At 64.7% G+C, this 17,501-nt stretch carries 17 protein-coding genes; 11 read left to right on the top strand and 6 right to left on the bottom strand.

Features of this window, described 5'->3' with window-relative positions; genetic code table 11:
• Positions 1-44: 44 nt before the first annotated feature.
• Both JQ617_RS34460 and JQ617_RS34455 read left to right on the top strand, forming a co-directional pair.
• Complete coding sequence (locus tag JQ617_RS34460) at positions 45-1,343, top strand: dicarboxylate/amino acid:cation symporter (RefSeq protein ID WP_212030258.1); 1,299 nt, start codon at positions 45-47, stop codon at positions 1,341-1,343.
• 9 nt (positions 1,344-1,352) lie between these two features.
• On the top strand, positions 1,353-2,282 hold the full coding sequence (locus JQ617_RS34455; RefSeq protein ID WP_212030257.1) for an amino acid ABC transporter substrate-binding protein: 930 nt from the start codon (positions 1,353-1,355) through the stop codon (positions 2,280-2,282).
• 194 nt (positions 2,283-2,476) lie between these two features.
• Here JQ617_RS34455 and JQ617_RS34450 read toward each other — a convergent pair whose 3' ends face one another.
• Together JQ617_RS34450 and JQ617_RS34445 are read right to left on the bottom strand one after the other, a co-directional pair.
• Positions 2,477-3,277 (bottom strand): ATP-grasp domain-containing protein, encoded by an 801-nt coding sequence (locus JQ617_RS34450; protein ID WP_212030256.1) that lies wholly within the window; start codon positions 3,275-3,277, stop codon positions 2,477-2,479.
• A 252-nt stretch (positions 3,278-3,529) separates the two neighbouring features.
• Positions 3,530-3,682 (bottom strand): hypothetical protein, encoded by a 153-nt coding sequence (locus JQ617_RS34445; protein ID WP_156528319.1) that lies wholly within the window; start codon positions 3,680-3,682, stop codon positions 3,530-3,532.
• On the opposite strand from JQ617_RS34445, the gene JQ617_RS34440 reads away from it, so the two are divergent.
• From JQ617_RS34440 to JQ617_RS34430, 3 genes are all read left to right on the top strand, one after another.
• Positions 3,681-4,454, top strand: coding sequence for a ferredoxin--NADP reductase (locus JQ617_RS34440; protein ID WP_063693042.1), 774 nt, complete (start codon positions 3,681-3,683; stop codon positions 4,452-4,454). The two genes, JQ617_RS34445 and JQ617_RS34440, sit on opposite strands and share 2 nt — an antisense overlap.
• A gap of 398 nt (positions 4,455-4,852) precedes the next feature.
• The gene (locus tag JQ617_RS34435; protein ID WP_212030255.1) at positions 4,853-6,514 is read left to right on the top strand and encodes an FMN-binding glutamate synthase family protein; all 1,662 of its coding nucleotides are present in this window, start codon (positions 4,853-4,855) and stop codon (positions 6,512-6,514) included.
• 61 nt (positions 6,515-6,575) lie between these two features.
• A complete protein-coding gene (locus JQ617_RS34430) occupies positions 6,576-6,815 on the top strand; it encodes a PilZ domain-containing protein (protein ID WP_063693044.1) in 240 nt (79 codons plus the stop codon).
• 109 nt (positions 6,816-6,924) lie between these two features.
• On the opposite strand, the gene JQ617_RS34425 is transcribed toward JQ617_RS34430, so the two are convergent.
• Positions 6,925-8,220, bottom strand: a complete 1,296-nt coding sequence (locus tag JQ617_RS34425) for a hemolysin family protein (RefSeq protein WP_212030329.1) — start codon at positions 8,218-8,220, stop codon at positions 6,925-6,927.
• A 229-nt stretch (positions 8,221-8,449) separates the two neighbouring features.
• Here JQ617_RS34425 and JQ617_RS34420 point away from each other — a divergent pair, with 229 nt between their 5' ends.
• Positions 8,450-9,181, top strand: coding sequence for a sulfite exporter TauE/SafE family protein (locus JQ617_RS34420; RefSeq protein ID WP_212030254.1), 732 nt, complete (start codon positions 8,450-8,452; stop codon positions 9,179-9,181).
• A 9-nt stretch (positions 9,182-9,190) separates the two neighbouring features.
• Here JQ617_RS34420 and JQ617_RS34415 read toward each other — a convergent pair whose 3' ends face one another.
• The 3 genes from JQ617_RS34415 to JQ617_RS34405 all read right to left on the bottom strand — a co-directional run bounded on the left by JQ617_RS34415 (position 9,191) and on the right by JQ617_RS34405 (position 12,762).
• Positions 9,191-11,122 (bottom strand): carbohydrate porin, encoded by a 1,932-nt coding sequence (locus tag JQ617_RS34415; RefSeq protein ID WP_249157767.1) that lies wholly within the window; start codon positions 11,120-11,122, stop codon positions 9,191-9,193.
• Positions 11,123-11,552: 430 nt separating this feature from the next.
• On the bottom strand, positions 11,553-11,816 hold the full coding sequence (locus tag JQ617_RS34410; RefSeq protein WP_063693843.1) for a hypothetical protein: 264 nt from the start codon (positions 11,814-11,816) through the stop codon (positions 11,553-11,555).
• 139 nt (positions 11,817-11,955) lie between these two features.
• Positions 11,956-12,762 carry a creatininase family protein gene (locus JQ617_RS34405; protein ID WP_212030253.1) on the bottom strand — a complete coding sequence of 269 codons (807 nt, stop codon included), beginning with the start codon at positions 12,760-12,762 and terminating at the stop codon, positions 11,956-11,958.
• Positions 12,763-12,923: 161 nt separating this feature from the next.
• Between JQ617_RS34405 and JQ617_RS34400 the strand changes: the two genes are divergently transcribed.
• From JQ617_RS34400 to JQ617_RS34380, 5 genes are read left to right on the top strand one after another with little or no spacing between them, the layout of a single operon-like run.
• Entirely contained in the window at positions 12,924-13,946 is a 1,023-nt protein-coding gene (locus JQ617_RS34400; protein ID WP_212030252.1) for an ABC transporter substrate-binding protein, read from the top strand.
• A 10-nt stretch (positions 13,947-13,956) separates the two neighbouring features.
• Positions 13,957-14,772, top strand: a complete 816-nt coding sequence (locus JQ617_RS34395; protein ID WP_212030251.1) for an ABC transporter ATP-binding protein — start codon at positions 13,957-13,959, stop codon at positions 14,770-14,772.
• Positions 14,769-15,587, top strand: coding sequence for an ABC transporter permease (locus JQ617_RS34390; RefSeq protein WP_212030250.1), 819 nt, complete (start codon positions 14,769-14,771; stop codon positions 15,585-15,587). The genes JQ617_RS34395 and JQ617_RS34390 overlap by 4 nt, the downstream gene beginning before the upstream one ends.
• Positions 15,587-16,576, top strand: a complete 990-nt coding sequence (locus JQ617_RS34385) for a 2-hydroxyacid dehydrogenase (RefSeq protein ID WP_212030249.1) — start codon at positions 15,587-15,589, stop codon at positions 16,574-16,576. Before JQ617_RS34390 ends, JQ617_RS34385 begins: the two co-directional genes overlap by 1 nt.
• A complete protein-coding gene (locus tag JQ617_RS34380; protein ID WP_212030248.1) occupies positions 16,576-17,268 on the top strand; it encodes an AprI/Inh family metalloprotease inhibitor in 693 nt (230 codons plus the stop codon). The genes JQ617_RS34385 and JQ617_RS34380 overlap by 1 nt, the downstream gene beginning before the upstream one ends.
• The last annotated feature ends 233 nt before the right edge of the window (positions 17,269-17,501 follow it).

Genomic DNA, 17,501 nt, shown 5'->3' with positions numbered 1-17,501 from the left:
TATCTGCGACATCATGAAGCGGCCGGTGTAGTGGGGGTCTTTCAATGTCGAACAGGTTTACACAATACATCCTGGCCGCGATGGTGCTGGGCATCGTCATGGGCTCGGCGATCTACAATTTCCTGCCCGATACCCGCGGTGAGTGGGCCTCCGCCATCAACCTGATCGCCATGATGTTCCTGCGCCTGATCAAGATGATCATCGCGCCCCTGGTGTTCGCGACCCTGGTCGGCGGCATCGCCCATATGGGATCTGGCTCCAAGCTCGGACGCATCTTCGCCAAGACCATGGGCTGGTTCATCAGCGCCTCCTTCGTCTCGCTGCTGCTCGGCCTCGTGATGGTGAACCTGCTGCAGCCCGGCGCGAACTTCCCGGGTACGCTGCCCCAGGCGGGGCAGTCGACCGGCTTGCCGGTGTCGGCGTTCTCGATCGAGAAATTCCTCACCCATCTGATCCCGACCTCGATCGCGGACGCGATGGCGCAGAACGAGATCCTGCAGATCGTGATCTTCGCGGTGTTCTTCTCGGTGGCGATGGGCTCCATGCCCGAACGTTCGAAGCCGATCCTGGCGATGATCGACGACGTCGGCCACATCATGCTCAAGGTGACGAGCTACGTGATGCTGTTCGCGCCGCTCGCGGTGTGGGCCGCCATCACCGCGACGGTCGCCAAGAACGGCCTCGCCGTGCTCTGGAAGCTCATCGTGTTCATGGGCGGCTTCTATCTCTCGCTGGCGATCCTGTGGACGATCCTCGTCATCGTGGGCTTCCTCGTCATCGGACCGCGCTACAGCCATCTGTTGAAGCTGGTCCGCGAACCCCTGATGATCGCGTTCTCGACCGCGAGCTCGGAGGCGGCCTATCCGAAGACGCTCGAGGCGCTTAACCGCTTCGGCGCCTCGTCGCGGATCTCGAGCTTCGTGCTGCCGCTCGGCTATTCCTTCAACCTCGACGGCACGATGATGTACTGCACCTTCGCGGCCGTCTTCATCGCGCAGAGCTATCACATCGACATGTCGCTCGGCACCCAGCTCGCGATGCTGGCGACCTTGATGATCACCTCGAAGGGCGTCGCCGGCGTGCCGCGCGCCTCCCTCGTCGTGATCGCCTCGACGCTGGCGCAGTTCAACATCCCCGAGGCCGGCCTGCTCATGATCATGGGCATCGACACCTTCCTCGACATGGGCCGCAGCGCCACCAACGTGATCGGCAACACGCTGGCCACCTCGGTCGTGGCGAAGTGGGAAGGCGAGCTCGGGCCCGAGCATGAGTTGGGACCGGACGACGCCGTGCCCGGCGACTTGGTGCCGGGCGAAGTGCCTGCCATGGCCGGCCATGGTTAGGAGCGAACCATGGGCCAGGCACTGGCAAGGTCAGTGATCGGCGGTCTGCTCTGGCTCGCGGCAGCATCGCTGCTCGCGACCACGGCGTCCGCCCAGACGGCCGGCGAGGGGCTCAGCCCGACGCTGTCGGCGATCAAGAAAGCGCACACCGTGCGGCTCGGCTATCGCGAGAGCTCGCCGCCGTTCTCCTTCCTCGACCAGGCCAATCGTCCGATCGGCTACAGCCTCGAACTGTGCGAGGCCATCGTCGAGGAGATCGGCGTCGAGGTCGACGATCCCAATCTCAAGATCGACTACGTCAAGGTGACCTCGGACGACCGCATCGACGCCGTGCTCCAGAACAAGATCGACCTGGAATGCGGCTCGACCACAGCCAACGCCGAGCGCGGCAAGCGCGTTGCGTTCTCGCCCTTGATGTTCGTTGCCGGCACCAAGCTGATGGTGCCGAAGGCCGCGAGCGTCAAGCAGCTGACCGATCTCAAGGGCAAGGCCATCGTGGTGACGAAGGGCACCACCAACGAGCAGGCGATCCAGGCGGCGGACAAGAAGTTCTCGCTCGGCCTCAACATCATCACCTCGCCCGACCACGAGCAGTCTTATCAGATGCTCGTCGACGGCAAGGCCGATGCGTTCGCGACCGACGATATCCTGCTGTTCGGCCTGATCGCGCGCCACAAGGCGCAGGACAAGTTCCGCGTCACCGGCGACTATTTGTCCTACGATCCCTACGGCATCATGTTCAAGAAGGGCGAGCCGCAACTCGCCGCCGTGGTCGAGCGCGCCTTCCGCAAGCTCGGCTCCAACCGCGACCTCGTCCCGCTCTACAACAAATGGTTCATCGCAAGGCTGCCCACGGGCGAGCGGCTGAACGTGCCGATCTCGCTGCAGCTCGAGGAAGCCTTCAAGGCGATGGACGATTCGGCCAGCGCGAATAATTGAGTTCGTTGCGCTCGCGCCGCGATCTCGGTGCCCCCTCTCCCCTTGCGGGAGAGGGTGGCTCGCCGCGCAGCGGCGAGACGGGTGAGGGGTCTCCATCCTCACGAACAGTATTGCGAGTAGAAAGAACCCCTCATCCGGCGCTTCGCGCCACCTTCTCCCGCAAGGGGAGGGAAGGAAGGCCGCGTCGCGCCTGGCTAATTTCCCCCAAACACGCGGTCCAGCGCCGCATCATACGCCGCCTGCACGAGCTCCGGATGCAGCTTGCTCAGCGCTTCCATCATCACGCCGGAGTTGATCTCCAGCACGCGCCAGGCGCCGTCGACGCGGACCACGTCGATGGACGCGAAGACGATGCCGATGGCGTTCGCGGCCTCGATCGCGAGCTTGACGCAAGCGGTGCGAACCTCGCCCCCCTCCAGCAGTACCGGCTTTGCGCCGGCATCGAGATTGTGCCGCCAGTCCGAGCCACGCTGCTTGCTGTAGACGACGAGGGGCGCGCCATCGAGCAGCACCACGCGGACCTCCTCCTCGATCGCGACGTAGGGCGAGATCACGAGCCCGGTGCTCATCGCAAACACCTCGCCGGCCGCATGGTCGAGCTCCGCCTCCGTCGTCGCCTTGAACACCGAGCGCCCCGATGTCCCCTCGTTCGGCTTCACCACCACGCCTTGCGGGTGATCATGGAGCAGCCCGAGCATGGCCTCGCGCCAGGAGGCGCCGACGACGTTCGGGCCCAGCCTCGGATTGAGGAAGAGGTGATGCGGAATGGACGGCACGTCCGCCAGCGTCAGCGCCTCGGCGGTTGCCGATTTGTCGTTGGCAAGCCGGTGCGCGATGGCGCTGTTGAGACCGATGTCGTAGCCGAAGGCGAAGCGGCGCGTGTCGCCGAGATGCATCGCGATCAGCCAGCCGCCGGCGCGGACATCGATCGCGATGCCACGGCTCGCGCAATAGCGCCTGATCGCCTGGACGAAGGTCCGCTCGCTGCCTGCCATCTGCCTTGGTCGCTCTGGTATCGGTATCGCCCGTTTCAGTCGTTCTGGCGCCAAAAGCCGCAAAAATGCGGGTCTCGGCGCCAATCCGAGTGGAAAATCAGAGCTATTCTTAATGAAATTCTCGCGAGCGCGACGGAAATTAAGTGCTGCATTCCCGCCCCAGAGGGAAAAGAAATTGCCCACTTGGCGCGCCCGGCAGCAGATTCATTAATGATGCGGCCAGTTCTGCCGCAAATGCCGCTTTGACCAGCATCAATTGCATCCGAAACGAGGTTGATTATTGGTCTCAATGGCGTAGATCACACACGCGAAATCCTCCGCCATGGCAATGGTGACCGCCCCGATTTCAGGGCCGGGCAACGCTTTTGCCCTAAAACCGCAAATATTCGGAATATCGAAAATCATGAGCGCGTTTTACCGAGAGAAGGTTCTTTCCGTCCACCACTGGACCGACACGCTGTTCAGCTTCCGCGCGACGCGCGATACCGGCTTCCGGTTCCAGAACGGCCAGTTCGCCATGATCGGACTCGAGGTCGACGGCCGTCCGCTGCTGCGCGCCTACAGCATGGCGAGCGCCAATCACGAGGAAGAGCTCGAGTTCTTCTCGATCAAGGTGCAGGACGGCCCGCTCACCTCGCGCCTGCAGAAGATCAAGGAAGGCGACACCATCCTGGTCGGCCGCAAGGCGACCGGCACGCTGATCACCGACAACCTCATCCCCGGCAAGCGGCTGATGCTGCTCTCGACCGGCACCGGCCTTGCGCCCTTCGCCAGCCTGATCAAGGACCCCGAGGTCTACGAGCAGTTCGAGTCCATCGTGCTCGTGCATGGCTGCCGCCAGGTCTCCGAGCTCGCCTATGGCGAGAAGCTCGTCGCCAATCTGCGCGAGGACGAGCTGTTCGGCGAGCTGCTCGCCGACAAGCTGATCTACTACCCGACCGTGACCCGCGAGCCCTTCAAGAACCGCGGCCGCATCACCGACCTCATCAACTCCGAGCAGATCTTCAACGACATCGGCCAGGGTCCGCTCAACATCGAGACCGACCGCGTCATGATGTGCGGCAGCCCGGCGATGCTGGAAGAGCTGAAGGTGATGTTCGAGGGCCGCGACTTCATCGAAGGCTCCGGCAACAAGCCCGGCCATTTCGTGATCGAGAAGGCCTTCGTCGAGCGCTGATAGGCGCCCGTTCTCGTCGTCCCGGCGTAGGCCGGGACCCATACCCCACCGAATCCAGTTTGGCGAAGGCTGGTCGTTGTCAGTCTTCGCACAAACCCCTACGGGGCCCTGGCTCCAGTGCGCGCAGTTGCGCACAAGGCCGGGACGAGGCGGTGGGTTAAGCGCCTTACCCAATTATCTGCGCTTCCCACCCCGCCCCTCTGCTGCACTGCAAAAGCCTATCCTCTCGGCGGATTGATCTGCGCCGGCCGATTTCGCTAGCCTGAAACAAGGGCCGCGTCATATCCGTATGACAGGCGCGGGCGTATCGTACCGCCTCATGCCGGCGGGAGGGTGTTGTGGCCGACAATAAAAATCAGGATTCGCCAAAACGTCTGCCTCTGGCGCAGGAGGGGATCATGGAGACCCTGCTGCTGCCGTTCTCGCCGCGCTTCATCGTGCTGACGATCTGCGCGGTGGTCACGGCCCTGCTGATCGGCATCGGCATTGCCGACCGCAAGATCTTCGACATCCTGCTGATCCCGATCCTGATCTTCGGCGCCCTGACGCTGCTCGGCGTCCGCGACCTCCTGCAGAAGGGGCACGCGGTGCTGCGCAACTACCCGATCTCGGCGCATATGCGCTTCCTGCTCGAAGAGATCCGCCCCGAGATGCGGCAGTATTTCTTCGAGAGCGAGAAGGACGGCATGCCGTTCTCGCGCGACACCCGCTCGCTGGTCTATCAGCGCGCCAAGATGCAGCTCGACAAGCGTCCGTTCGGTACCCAGGAGGACGTCTATCGCGAGGGCTACGAGTGGATGCATCACTCGGTGTCGCCGAAGTCGCATGCCACGGAGAGATTCCGCATCACCATCGGCGGTCCCGACTGCACGAAGCCCTATTCGGCCTCGGTGTTCAACATCTCCGCGATGAGCTTCGGCGCGCTCAGCCCCAACGCCGTGAGGGCGCTGAACGCCGGCGCGAAGAAGGGCGGCTTCGCGCACGACACCGGCGAGGGCGGCTTCAGTCCCTATCATCAGGAGATGGGCGGCGACATCATCTGGGAGATCGGCTCCGGCTATTTCGGCTGCCGCCATCTCGACGGCACCTTCGATCCCGAGGCGTTCGCGCGCGTCGCCGGCCAGGACCAGATCAAGATGGTCGAGCTCAAGATCAGCCAGGGCGCCAAGCCCGGCCATGGCGGCGTGCTGCCGGCGGCGAAGGTCTCGGAGGAGATCTCCAAGATCCGCGGTGTCGCGATGGGCGAGGACTGCATCTCGCCGGCTTCGCACCGCGCCTTCTCCACGCCTGTTGGCATGATGCAGTTCATCGCCGAGATGCGCCGCCTGTCCGGCGGCAAGCCGGCCGGCTTCAAGCTGTGCATCGGCCATCGCTGGGAATTCCTGGCGATCTGCAAGGCGATGCTGGAAACCGGCATCTACCCCGATTTCGTCGTCGTCGACGGCAACGAAGGCGGCACCGGCGCGGCGCCGCTGGAGTTCATGGATCATCTGGGCATGCCGATGCGCGAGGGCGTCAACTTCGTCCACAACGCGCTGGTCGGCATCAATGCGCGCGACCGCATCAAGGTCGGGGCGTCCGGCAAGATCGCCACCGCCTTCGACATGGCGCGCGCGATGGCGATCGGCGCCGACTGGTGCAATTCGGCGCGCGGCTTCATGTTCTCGCTCGGCTGCATCCAGTCGCTGAGCTGCCACACCGACCGCTGCCCGACCGGCGTTGCGACGCAGGACCCGACGCGTGCACGTGCGCTCTACGTCCCGCTCAAGATCGACCGCGTGCACAATTATCATCATGCGACGCTGCACTCGCTGACCGAGCTGATCGCCGCGGCCGGCCTCGAGCATCCGCAGCAGCTGCGCCCGATCCATTTCAACCAGCGGACGTCGACGACCCAGGTCAGGTCCTTCGCCCAGCTCTATCCGGCGCTGCGCCCGGGCGAGCTGCTCGAAGGCACGGAAGACCCGCGGTTCGCCGACGCCTGGCGGATGGCACGGGCGGACACGTTCCAGCCGGCGCTGGTCGCTCCGCCCGCGGCCACGTTGGGCCCGATCGTGTAAATTCACCGCGAGCGGGGCTGGCAATTAGCATTTGCTTCAACTTTGGGTGTAAATTCACCCTATGGACGAACGACGCGACAAGGCCCGACATCGGGTGCTGAAGGCCGGAACGATCGAGTTCGGCGGCGGCGCCATCGACTGCACCGTTCGCAATTTCTCCGACAGCGGCGCCGCGCTCGACGTCACCAGCCCGGTCGGCATCCCCGAGCATTTCACCCTGTTCATTGCTGCCGATGGAAAGCACCTGTCCTGCACCGTGGTCTGGCGCAAGGAAAAGCGGATCGGGGTGAGGTTCGGGTAGGGGCGGGCTCGCGCCGCAAATTCCACCGTCGTCCCGGCCTGGCGCGCAATTGCGCGCTAGGCCGGGACGACGACTAACGCGACGGCATGCGTCCCGCCAGCGCGCCCCCTCACGCCGCAGCTTGCTCCCCCCGCCGGCTCGCCAGGATCTTGTCGATCCGCCTGCCGTCGAGATCGACCACCTCGATATGCCAGTCGCCGAGGTCGAAGGCATCGCCGACATCGGGCAGCACGCTGAATTGCTGCAGCACGAGGCCCGCCACCGTGTTGAAGCGATGCGGCGGCAGCTCGATGCCGAGCAGCTCGCCGAATTCGTCGACCGGCATCCAGCCGGCGACCAGCAGCGATTCGTCCGCGCGCTTGACGTAGGCCGGCTCGGGCGGGCCCTCCTCGGAGTGGAACGCGCCGACGATCGATTCCAGGATGTCGGCCGCGGTGACCACGCCTTCGAAGGCGCCGTACTCGTCGTAGACGAAGCCGACATGGACCGGAGCGGCCTTTAGGATCGTGAGCACGTCGCGCGCATCCGCCGAGGCCGGAATGCTCGGCGCTTCGCGCACCAGCGCACGCAGGTCGGGCGCGCGTTCGCTCATATAGGCGACCAGCAGGTCCTTGGCCTGGAGCACGCCGATCGGCTTGTCGCGATCGCCGTCGGATGCCGGAAAGCGCGAATGCGGGCTCTTCGCGATGACCGCCTGAATGGCCTCCGGCGCGTCGTTCAGATCGATCTCGTCGACCTCCGTGCGCGGCGTCATGACGGCGCCGACCGGCCGGTCGCCGAGCCGCATCACGCCGGCGATCATCTCCTTCTCGCCGGGCTCGAGCACGCCGGCGCTCTCGGCCTCGCTGACGAGGTGATGGATCTCGTCCTCCGAGACCTTCTCCTCGGCCTTGCCGCCGCGGCCGAGCAGCGTGAGGATCAGCTTGCCGGAGAGGTCGAGCAGGAACACCAACGGCAGCGATATCTTCGCAAGCAGGTGCATCGCGGGCGCGACGCGGACCGCGATGCTCTCGGGGTCGCGCAGCGCCACCTGCTTCGGCACCAGCTCGCCGACGATCAGCGTCGCGTAGGTGATGAGCGTGACGACGATGCCGACGCCGACGATGTCGGCGATCCCCGAGGACATGCCGAGCTCGACCAGCCATTGCGTCAGCCGCTGCCCGAGCGTCGCGCCGGAGAACGCACCCGAGAGCACGCCGACCAGCGTGATGCCGATCTGCACCGTCGAGAGGAATTTGCCGGGATCGGCCGCCAGCGTCAGCGCCCGTTCGGCGCCGCGCACGCCCTTGGCGGCGAGCAGCGAAAGGCGGGCCGGGCGAGACGAGACCACGGCCAGCTCCGACATGGATAACAGGCCGTTAATGACAATCAGGACGACGACGATAATGAGTTCGACGGATAACATTTCGCGCAAGGAGAAGGGACACCTGACCCGGCGGACGCCGGACCAAGTCCCTTATATATGAACTCCATAAGCGATTGGCCCGGTTCCGGCCCAAATTGTCGCATCCTCCCATCAAGGACGTTGCGGGGGGAACCCGGCCCTCCTAGACTTGGCATGTCGGGGACGTCGCGGCCTCCCCGTAAAGTGGTGATCCCACGCAAGCGCTGCTCGCTGATCTGTGGAGCGAGCAATGGACGGGATCGCAATCGAGCTTCCGCTTTTTTTCCTGGCCACCTTCGCGGGCGCCTTCGTCGCGGGCCTGTCGGGCTTCGCCTTCGGCTTGGTCGCGGCATCGCTGTGGCTCTACGTGCTGACCCCGCTTCAGAGCGCCAGCCTGATCGTCGGTTTTGGTCTTCTGGTGCAGGGTTACTCGGTGTGGAAGCTGCGCAGTGCGCTCGACTGGCGCCGGCTGTGGCCCTTCATCGTTGGCGCAGTCGTCGGCGTTCCGGCCGGAGTGTCGGTTCTGACCTGGGCTGACCCGAAGAGCGTCCGCATCGCGGTCGGAGCGATTCTGATCTCCTATAGCTTCTATGCATTCTTCCGCCCACAGCTCACGCTCGCCGGTGCCGTGTCGCCGGCCGCCGACATGGCGGTCGGCTTCGTCAATGGCATGCTCGGCGGGCTGACCGGCCTTGCCGGCATCATCGTCACCATCTGGTGCAATCTGCGCGGCTTGCCCAAGGACGCACAGCGCGCCACGTTTCAGCCGGTCGCCGTCGTCGTATTCGCGATGGCGACGCTCTGGCTGGGTGCCAAGGGATCGCTCACACTCAACACGGCGAAGCTGTTCGCGCTCGGCCTGCCGTTCCTGTTCGCCGGAACGTGGCTGGGCCTGAGGCTATTCGGCCGGATCGACGAGGCCGCGTTCCGGAAGGTCGCGCTCGCGCTGCTGTTCGTCTCGGGTGTTGCGTTGCTGTTCTGAGCGGGCAGCTCAGAACTCGCCGTGCAGCCGCCCCGAGAACACCGACACCGGGCCGCGATCCGCGTTGTAGGCGGGATTGACGATGAGCTGGTAGTCGGCGGTGAAGGTCAGCGCCTTGTTCAGTGCGTAGGCGTAGTAGGTTTCCAGCACGCGTTCGTGGCGGTAGTTGAGCTGGCCGTCGCCGATCAGCGGACCGAGACCGCCGGCGGCGATGAAGTCGCGATGGTCCCGCGAGAGGCCGTTGACGGCGCCGGCAATGGCGACGACGTCGTCGGGTCGGCCCCATTTCGCTCCCTTCACCGAGACGCCGCCCGACAGGCTGCGATCGATGTCGGTGAAGGCCATGATCTCGTTGCGGCCGTCGTTCCAGCTCCAGCGGCCGAACACGCCGACATCGTCGGTGATGGCCTGTTCGAGGTTGAACGCATAGCCGTATTTCAGGCGGCCGCGGCGGGTCTGGCTGATGTCCACGCCGAAGGCGGGATTGTCCAGCGTCTCGCGGTAGCTGCCCGAGAAGGCGCTGTTGACGAAACCGAGCGTGCGCAGCTTGCCGGGCTGACCGAACAGCGAATAGCGCAGCTCGAGCTCGCCGACATATTCACCGCGGCGCCCGACATTCATGTCGAAATTGTTCGAGTTGGACTGGGCGTCGATCAGGAAGTAGCCGCCGCGGATCGCCCACTGCTTCTGGTTCAATTCGGCCGTGGCGCCGTAGCCGAGGCCGAGCTTGTCCGCTGCGTAGTCGAAGGCGCCGGAGGCCCAGATCGACCAGTTCATGAAGTCCTTGCGCGGATCATGCGCATAGGAGTTGCCGTCGAACACGTCGACCACGGAGAACTTGCCGACCTGCAAGGTCAGGCGCGAGATGTCGGCCTTGCCTGCAAGCTGGAACTGGCCGCTGGCAAGCTCCTCCTGCTCGCCGCCGAAGCCGAAGGTATGGCGCACGAACAGCCGTGAAGCATTGAAGTGCGGGTAGGGGAAGCCGGACTTCTGCGCTTCGCCGTTGGGGAAGCCCGCGGCGCCCGTCGTGTTGTTGAAGCCGAAGCCCTGCAGCAGTTCGGGATTGAAGTAGACTTCGCCGCCGTCCCACAGCCGCGCATTCAGATACAGCGAATTGCTCCAGGTCTGCTGAAAATCGGGCGACGGGAGCAGGCTGTTGGTTCCGGTATAGGGCGCGTGGAAGGCGGGGTAGCCTTGCCCGAGCACGGTCGACTGGCCGTGAATCTCCCAGCGGCTGGACTCGGTGTCGGTGACGTCGGATTTCGGATTGTAGGTCGGCACGCCCGGCCAGTCGATCTTGCGATTGAGGCCGATGCGCAGGCTCTGGAAATCCATCGACGACGAATATTGCGCGCCGGAGGGGAAGGTGACGCTGGCGTTGTCGAACTTGCTGTAGAGATATTCGAGGCGCGCGCTCCAGTGCGGCGCGAAGGCGTATTCGACGCCGCCGCCGGCGGTCCAGCCGAACCGCGTGTGCAGCACCTTCTCTTCGATACCGCCCGTGGGCGTCGACAGAAAACGCTCGCCGGCAAAGGCGGCGCCGCCGGTCGCGTAAAACAGCCAGTTGCCGCTGGTGTAGCCGAGCCGCGCGCGCAGGCTCGCGACGTAATCCCAGCGCTCCTCCGTGCCCGACAGTGCGGTCGTCGCCGACGACACGACGTGATTGGAAGGCAGATAGTTCGGAAACGAGATGTCGCCCTCGACGCCGAGCAGGAGCCCGGAGTTGAGGCGCCAGTTGTAGCCGGCCTGCACGCCGCCGGTCGCGCCGGTGAATACGTGGTTGTCGGTTGCGACGGTGGGATCGGTCAGTGTCGCCGAGGACGTGCCGTAGGTCACGCCGGCATGCGCGCCGATGTAGAGACCGGTCCAGTCATAGACGGCTCTCAAAGCCGGGGCCTTCAGCGGCAGATCGGCCGCGCGGCTCGCGCTGGGCAAAACCATTACGCCCGAGGCAATCGCCGCGGCCGTTCGCAAGTATTTGTAACGATGCCCTCTCAACGTCAAAACGCACGCCCCCAAACGCGAATGTGTCCCACTCGCCGCGATATCCCTGCAGATTCGCGGCGGCCCTGTCATCAGGCTCCGGTCGTCCACGACGTCGGCCGAGATGATCTCGATTCGACGCAGTTTCTTCCCAGGTTACTGAACTTGCTGCGAACCTTATTGCGATTAATTCGCAATAGCAACTGGCGCGCATTGCCGCAGTTGATGGTTCGCACTGCTGTGTGACGGGGCTGCAACAAATTCTCTCGGCCCCAAAATGGTTGACCCGCCCGGGGGGACAACCGGGCGGGTCGGGGCACGACACGGGGTGGATGAGGCGCCCGTGTCGGACGCAGGATCCACGAGAGATCGGCCTCAGGTACTCAAATCAGTAGCAGGAGCGAACGCGGCCGACGTACTGGCCGAAGGCGTTGTATTGGGCGACCCAGCCGCAGCGATGATAGCCGTAGTAATAGGGGTCGTTGCTAGCGGCGATCGCGGAGCCGACGACGGCGGCGGTGGCGATGCCGGCGCCCACACCCCAGACCCAGCCGGGCTGCTTGGCTTCGGCCGCGGAGGTGGTGGACACGATGCTGCCGGTGACGGCGAGGGCAGCGAGAGCGACGGCGGCAATCTTGGTCTTAATCGACATGTGAAACTCCATCCGGGTTGAGGCGGTCCGTTGTGGCCCGCGTTCCCAGTTGGACGGAGGCATGGCAAAACCGGTTCGAAGGCGCCTCGAACGCGCCCCGAATCCTGATATTTTACCAGCGAATTCAGAAGGATAAGGGTTAGCCGAGGGGGCCTTTGGCGAGCCTGTTCACGTCGAAGTTATCGACCTCGCCCAGCAGCTCGCAAAAGGCGCGGGCGCCCTGGTCGATGAGCTGCTCGCCCTTCTCAGGCAACGCCTGCGTCGCGTTGCCGACGGCGCCGCTGGCGTTGAGATCCTGCGCCTGCCAGGCGAACGGCGCGGGCCGCTGCGTCGAGAGCCAGCGATATTGCTGCTCCATCGCGATGCTGCTTGCGGGAAAATCCGCGATCGCATCTGTCCGCACCTGACCGGGATAGCGCGCAAGCATGATCGAGGTTTCGACCGCGCCGCCGTGGATGCCGTGGCGCACTTCCTCAGGCGCGAACAGCTTGTCCGCGCCTGACAGTCGCGACCATGACGTCGTCACCACGAACATCTTGTGATGCGCGCGCAGATCCTGCGCGACCAGCATCATCGCCGCGCTGTTGCCGCCATGGCTGGTGATGATGACGAGCTTCCTCACGCCGCGCCGCGCGACCTCCGCGCCAATTCCGGTCCATCGCTTCAGCGCGGTCTCGGTCGGCAGCGTCTGCGTGCCCGGATAATCGATGTGCTCGGTCGAAATGCCGATGGGCTCGACGGGGAGGAAGCTGGCCGGAACGGATGCCGGCAACAGCGCGCGCACGCGGGCGAGATAGGCGTCGGCGATCAGCACGTCGGTTTCGAGCGGCAGATGCGGGCCATGCTGCTCGGTCGCCGCCAGCGGCAGCACCGCGATCCAGCGCGACACATCCGCCGGGGCAGCATCGGCCCAGTTGATGTCGATCCAGTCGCGGGACGGCGTCATTGAATGGTCCTTGGAGGTTTCTTTGCCCGAATTTGTCACGTAATTTGGGGTAGGAGGGGACGCGGGCCTGGCCGGCTCGCGTCCCCGAACTTCATGCGGTTCTATCGCGTTGCCCTCACTTGAGCCAGACGCGATTGGGCCAGCCACGACGGAGTGCCATCATGACCCCCTCTCATCTGCGGCGAGCGCTGACGGCAGGCCTGCTGGCCGCCGTGGTCTGTCTTGCGCCGGTTCACGCCGAGACGCTCGACAAGGTCACCTTCGGCACCAACTGGGTCGCGGAGGCCGAGCATGGCGGCTTCTTCCAGGCGGTCGCGGACGGCACCTACAAGAAATACGGCCTCGACGTCACCATCGTCCCCGGCGGTCCCAACGAGAACAACCGGATGCTGCTGATCGCCGGCAAGATCGATTTCTTCATGGCCGCGAACACGCTGATGTCGTTCGATGCGGTCGCCAACAACGTGCCCGTCGTCACCATCGCCGCGGTGTTCCAGAAGGATCCGCAGGTGATGCTGACGCAGCCCGACGCCAAGGTCGCCAAGATCGAGGACCTCAAGCCGCTGACGCTGTTCGTCTCCAAGGAAGGCATGACCAGCTATTTCCAGTGGCTGAAGTCCGAATACGGCTTCAACGAGAAGAACGTCCGTCCCTACAATTTCAACCCGCAGCCCTTCATCGCCAATCCCAAGAGCGCGATGCAGGGCTATGTCACCTCCGAGCCTTTCGCGGTCGAGAAGGCCGCCGGCTTCAAGCCGAACGTGCTGCTGCTCGCCGATTACGGCTTCAACACCTACTCGACCCTGATCGAGACCCGCCGCGACGTCGCCGAGAAGAAGCCCGACCTCGTGCAGCGCTTCGTCGATGCCTCCATGATCGGCTGGTACAATTACATCTACGGCGACAATTCTGCCGGCAACGCCATGATCAAGAAGCTCAATCCTGAAATGACCGACGATCTGCTCGCCTATTCCGTCGCCAAGATGAAGGAATACGGCATCGTCGATTCCGGCGACAGCTTGAAGAACGGCATCGGCGCGATGAGCGACGAGCGCTACGCCTCCTTCTTCAACAAGATGGTGAAGGCCGGCGTCGTGAAGGCCGATCTCGACTTCCGCAAATCCTACACGCTGCGCTTCGTCAACAAGGGCGTCGGCGTCGAGCGGCGCCCGAACAAGCCGTAGCGCACGGTCGATGTCCGCTGCCCAAACCTCCTCGACCGTCGAAGCCGGCCTGACGCATCTCGCCGTCAGCCTGCGCGGTGTGACCAAGGCGTACGACAACGGCGTCATGGCGCTCGGCCCGCTCGATCTTGCCGTGCGCAAGGGCGAGTTCATCTCGCTGCTCGGTCCATCCGGCTGCGGCAAGTCGACCGCGCTACGGCTGATCGCGGAGCTCACGGCGCCGTCTTCCGGGATCGTGCGGCTGGCACGTCACGAAGGTCCCGCGCAGCCCGGCCGTGGCATCGGCTTCGTGTTCCAGGAGCCGACCCTGATGCCGTGGACCAGCGTGCGCGAGAATGTGCGGCTGCCGCTGAAGCTTGGCGGTGTCCCCAAGGCGGAAGCGCGCGCGCGCGCCGATCAGGCGCTCGCCAGCGTCGGGCTCGCCGATTTCGCCGATGCCTATCCGCGCGAGCTCTCTGGCGGCATGAAGATGCGGGTGTCGCTGGCGCGCGCGCTCGTCACCGACCCCGACATCCTCCTGATGGACGAGCCGTTCGCTGCGCTCGACGAGATCACGCGCTTCCGCCTCAACAACGATCTGCTCGCGCTGTGGCGCAGCCTCGGCAAGACCGTCATCTTCGTCACCCATTCGGTGTTCGAATCCGTCTATCTGTCGCAGCGCGTCGTGGTCATGACGGCGCGGCCCGGCCGCATCCAGGCCGATATCCGCGTCGAGACGGTCGAGCCGCGCGGTGAGGAGTTTCGTACCTCGGCTGCCTATTCCGATTATTGCCGGCGCGTGTCGGCCGCGCTGGCGCCGTCCTATTCGGGGCAGTCGACGCTATGAGCGTGCAGCCCCCCGTCACCGCAAAGCGATCCGGCGCCCAACGCGCGCTACGCTTCGTGCTGCCAATCATCGTGTTCGCGGCCGGGCTTCTCGCCTGGGAACTCATGGTCCGCATCAAGGACATCCCGCCTTACGTTCTGCCGGCGCCCTCGATCATCGTCCTGACGCTGATCAGGGATTGGGCAGTACTGTCACAATCGCTCGCGACCACGCTTCTGACGACGCTCGAAGGTTTCGTGGCCGCCAGCATCGGCGGCATCGCGCTGGCGCTGCTGTTCAACCAGTCGAAATGGGTCGAATATTCGCTGTTCCCCTATGCAATCGTGCTTCAGGTGACGCCCGTGATCGCGATTGCACCGCTGCTGCTGATCTATCTGGAGCAGCAGACCGCGGTCGTGGTCTGCGCCTTCATTGTCGCCTTTTTCCCGGTGCTGTCCAACACCACGCTGGGGCTCAATTCGGTCGATCGAAACCTCGCCGGCCTGTTCCAGCTCTATGGCGCCTCGCCCCCGCAAACCCTGCGCTTTTTGAAGCTGCCTGCGGCGCTGCCCTACATCCTCGGCGGCCTGCGCATTGCAGGCGGCCTGTCGCTGATCGGCGCGGTCGTGGCCGAGATCGCGGCCGGCACGGCCGGGGCGGGCTCCGGGCTGGCCTACAGGATCGCCGAGTCGGGCTACCGCTTGAACATACCCCGCATGTTCGCCGCGCTGCTTTTGTTGTCGCTCGCCGGGATTGTCATCTATGGGGTGCTGGCGCTAGTTTCCCACCTCGTTTTACGGCGCTGGCACGAAAGCGCGCTTGGAAAGGAAAGCTGATGTCTACCGGTTCGATTTCGTCCGAAAAGATCGATCTTTTGATTTATGGACCGGTGCGGCCGATCCTCGAGAGCGGGTTTTCCGACCATTTCGTCGTGCACAAGGCCGAGACGCGCGGTGACCTCGAGCGGCTGACGCCGGCGATCCGCGAGAAGATCCGCGGCGTGGCGGTGACCTATCACACGGTCCGCGCGGACAAGGATTCGCTGTCGCAATTGCCCAAGATCGAGATGGTGGCGAGCTTCGGCGTCGGCTACGACCATATCGACGCGAAATACGCGGCCGAGCACAACATCATCGTCACCAACACGCCTGACGTGCTGACCGAGGAGGTCGCCGACGTCGCGATGGGCCTCCTGATCTCGACCCTGCGCGAGTTCATCAAGGCCGACCGTTACGTCCGCTCCGGCCTCTGGCAGACCCAGAACTATCCGCTCAGCGTCGGCTCGCTGCGCGACCGCAAGGTCGGCATCGTCGGCATGGGCCGCATCGGCCAGGCCATCGCGCGCCGGCTCGATGCCTCGCTGGTGCCGGTGGTCTACCACTCGCGCAATCCATCCAAGGACGTCTCCTACAAGCACTATCCTGATCTGATCGAGATGGCGAAGGCGGTGGACACGCTGATGGTGATCGTGCCCGGCGGCGCCTCGACCAACAAGATGATCAACGCCGAGGTGTTCAAGGCGCTCGGCCCGCGCGGCGTGCTGGTCAACGTCGCGCGCGGCTCGGTGGTGGACGAGGAGGCGTTGGTCCAGGCGCTCAAGTCCGGCACCATCCTCGCCGCCGGCCTCGACGTGTTCGCGGCCGAGCCGAACGTGCCCGACGAGCTCAAGTCCATGCAGAACGTCGTGCTGCTGCCGCATATCGGCTCGGCCTCGGTGGTGACGCGCAACGCGATGGACCAGCTCGTGGTCGACAATCTCAAGTCATGGTTCGCCGGCAAGGCGCCGCTGACGCCGGTCGCGGAAACGCCGTTCAAGGGGCGCTGATGAGAGCTCTTCGGGCCGTCGCATTCGCCGTCGCGGCCTCCCTGGCCGCGATCGGCATCGCGCATGCGCAGGATGCGGCGAGCCTGAAGAAAACGATGCCCGGGCAGTGGGAGCTTTCCACCACCGAGCGCAGCAAGACCTGCGTCGTCACGCTCAAGGCCGACGCCGCGGGCCAGGGTTACAAGCTGGAACTCGAGCCGGCCTGCAAGACCGCGCTGCCTTTCACCAAGGACATCGTCGCCTGGAGCGTGAAGGGCCTCGACATCGTCCGCCTGCAGGATGCGACCGGTGAAGCCGTGATCGACTTCACCGAGGTCGAGGCCGGCATCTTCGAAGGGCTGCGCCAGGGCGAGGGCGTCTACATCCTGCAGGACCTCGCCGCCGCCCGCTCGATGGCCAAGTCGATGGACCAGATGATCGGCGACTGGTCGATGGTGCGCGGCAACGGCCAGCCGGTGTGCGGGCTGACGCTCACCAACACGGAAGCGGGCCAGGACAATTTCCAGGTCTTCCTCAAGCCGAAATGCGATCCGGCCATCGCGCAGTTCAACCCGACGCAATGGCGGCTCGAACGCGGCCAGATCATCCTGATGTCGAAATCAGGCGACGTCTGGCAGTTCGAGGCCGACGACAACGCGCAGTGGCGTCGCGTTCCCGACACCGCCGATCCCCTGATCATGCTGCGCCAGTAGGCGCCGGAAGCGCTTTTGCGCGTCGGCTGACAGGAACACATCGGCAGATCGGCAGTTGGTCCTGCGGTCCCGGCCGGCGGTGCGGGTGACCGCGCTATTCCTGCCTCAAGCCTGCATGGACCGATGCGAAGACCGAAAACAGCGCCACCGCGCGCTGATCGGGTCGCTGGAAACAGCGCGCTCGGAAAATGGCTGGCGATACGATCGATCGCATGGGCGGCACAACGACGACG

The sequence above is a fragment of the Bradyrhizobium sp. KB893862 SZCCT0404 genome, from assembly GCF_018130885.1.
Classification (GTDB): domain Bacteria; phylum Pseudomonadota; class Alphaproteobacteria; order Rhizobiales; family Xanthobacteraceae; genus Bradyrhizobium; species Bradyrhizobium stylosanthis.
This window is presented reverse-complemented; position numbering and strand designations above follow the sequence as displayed.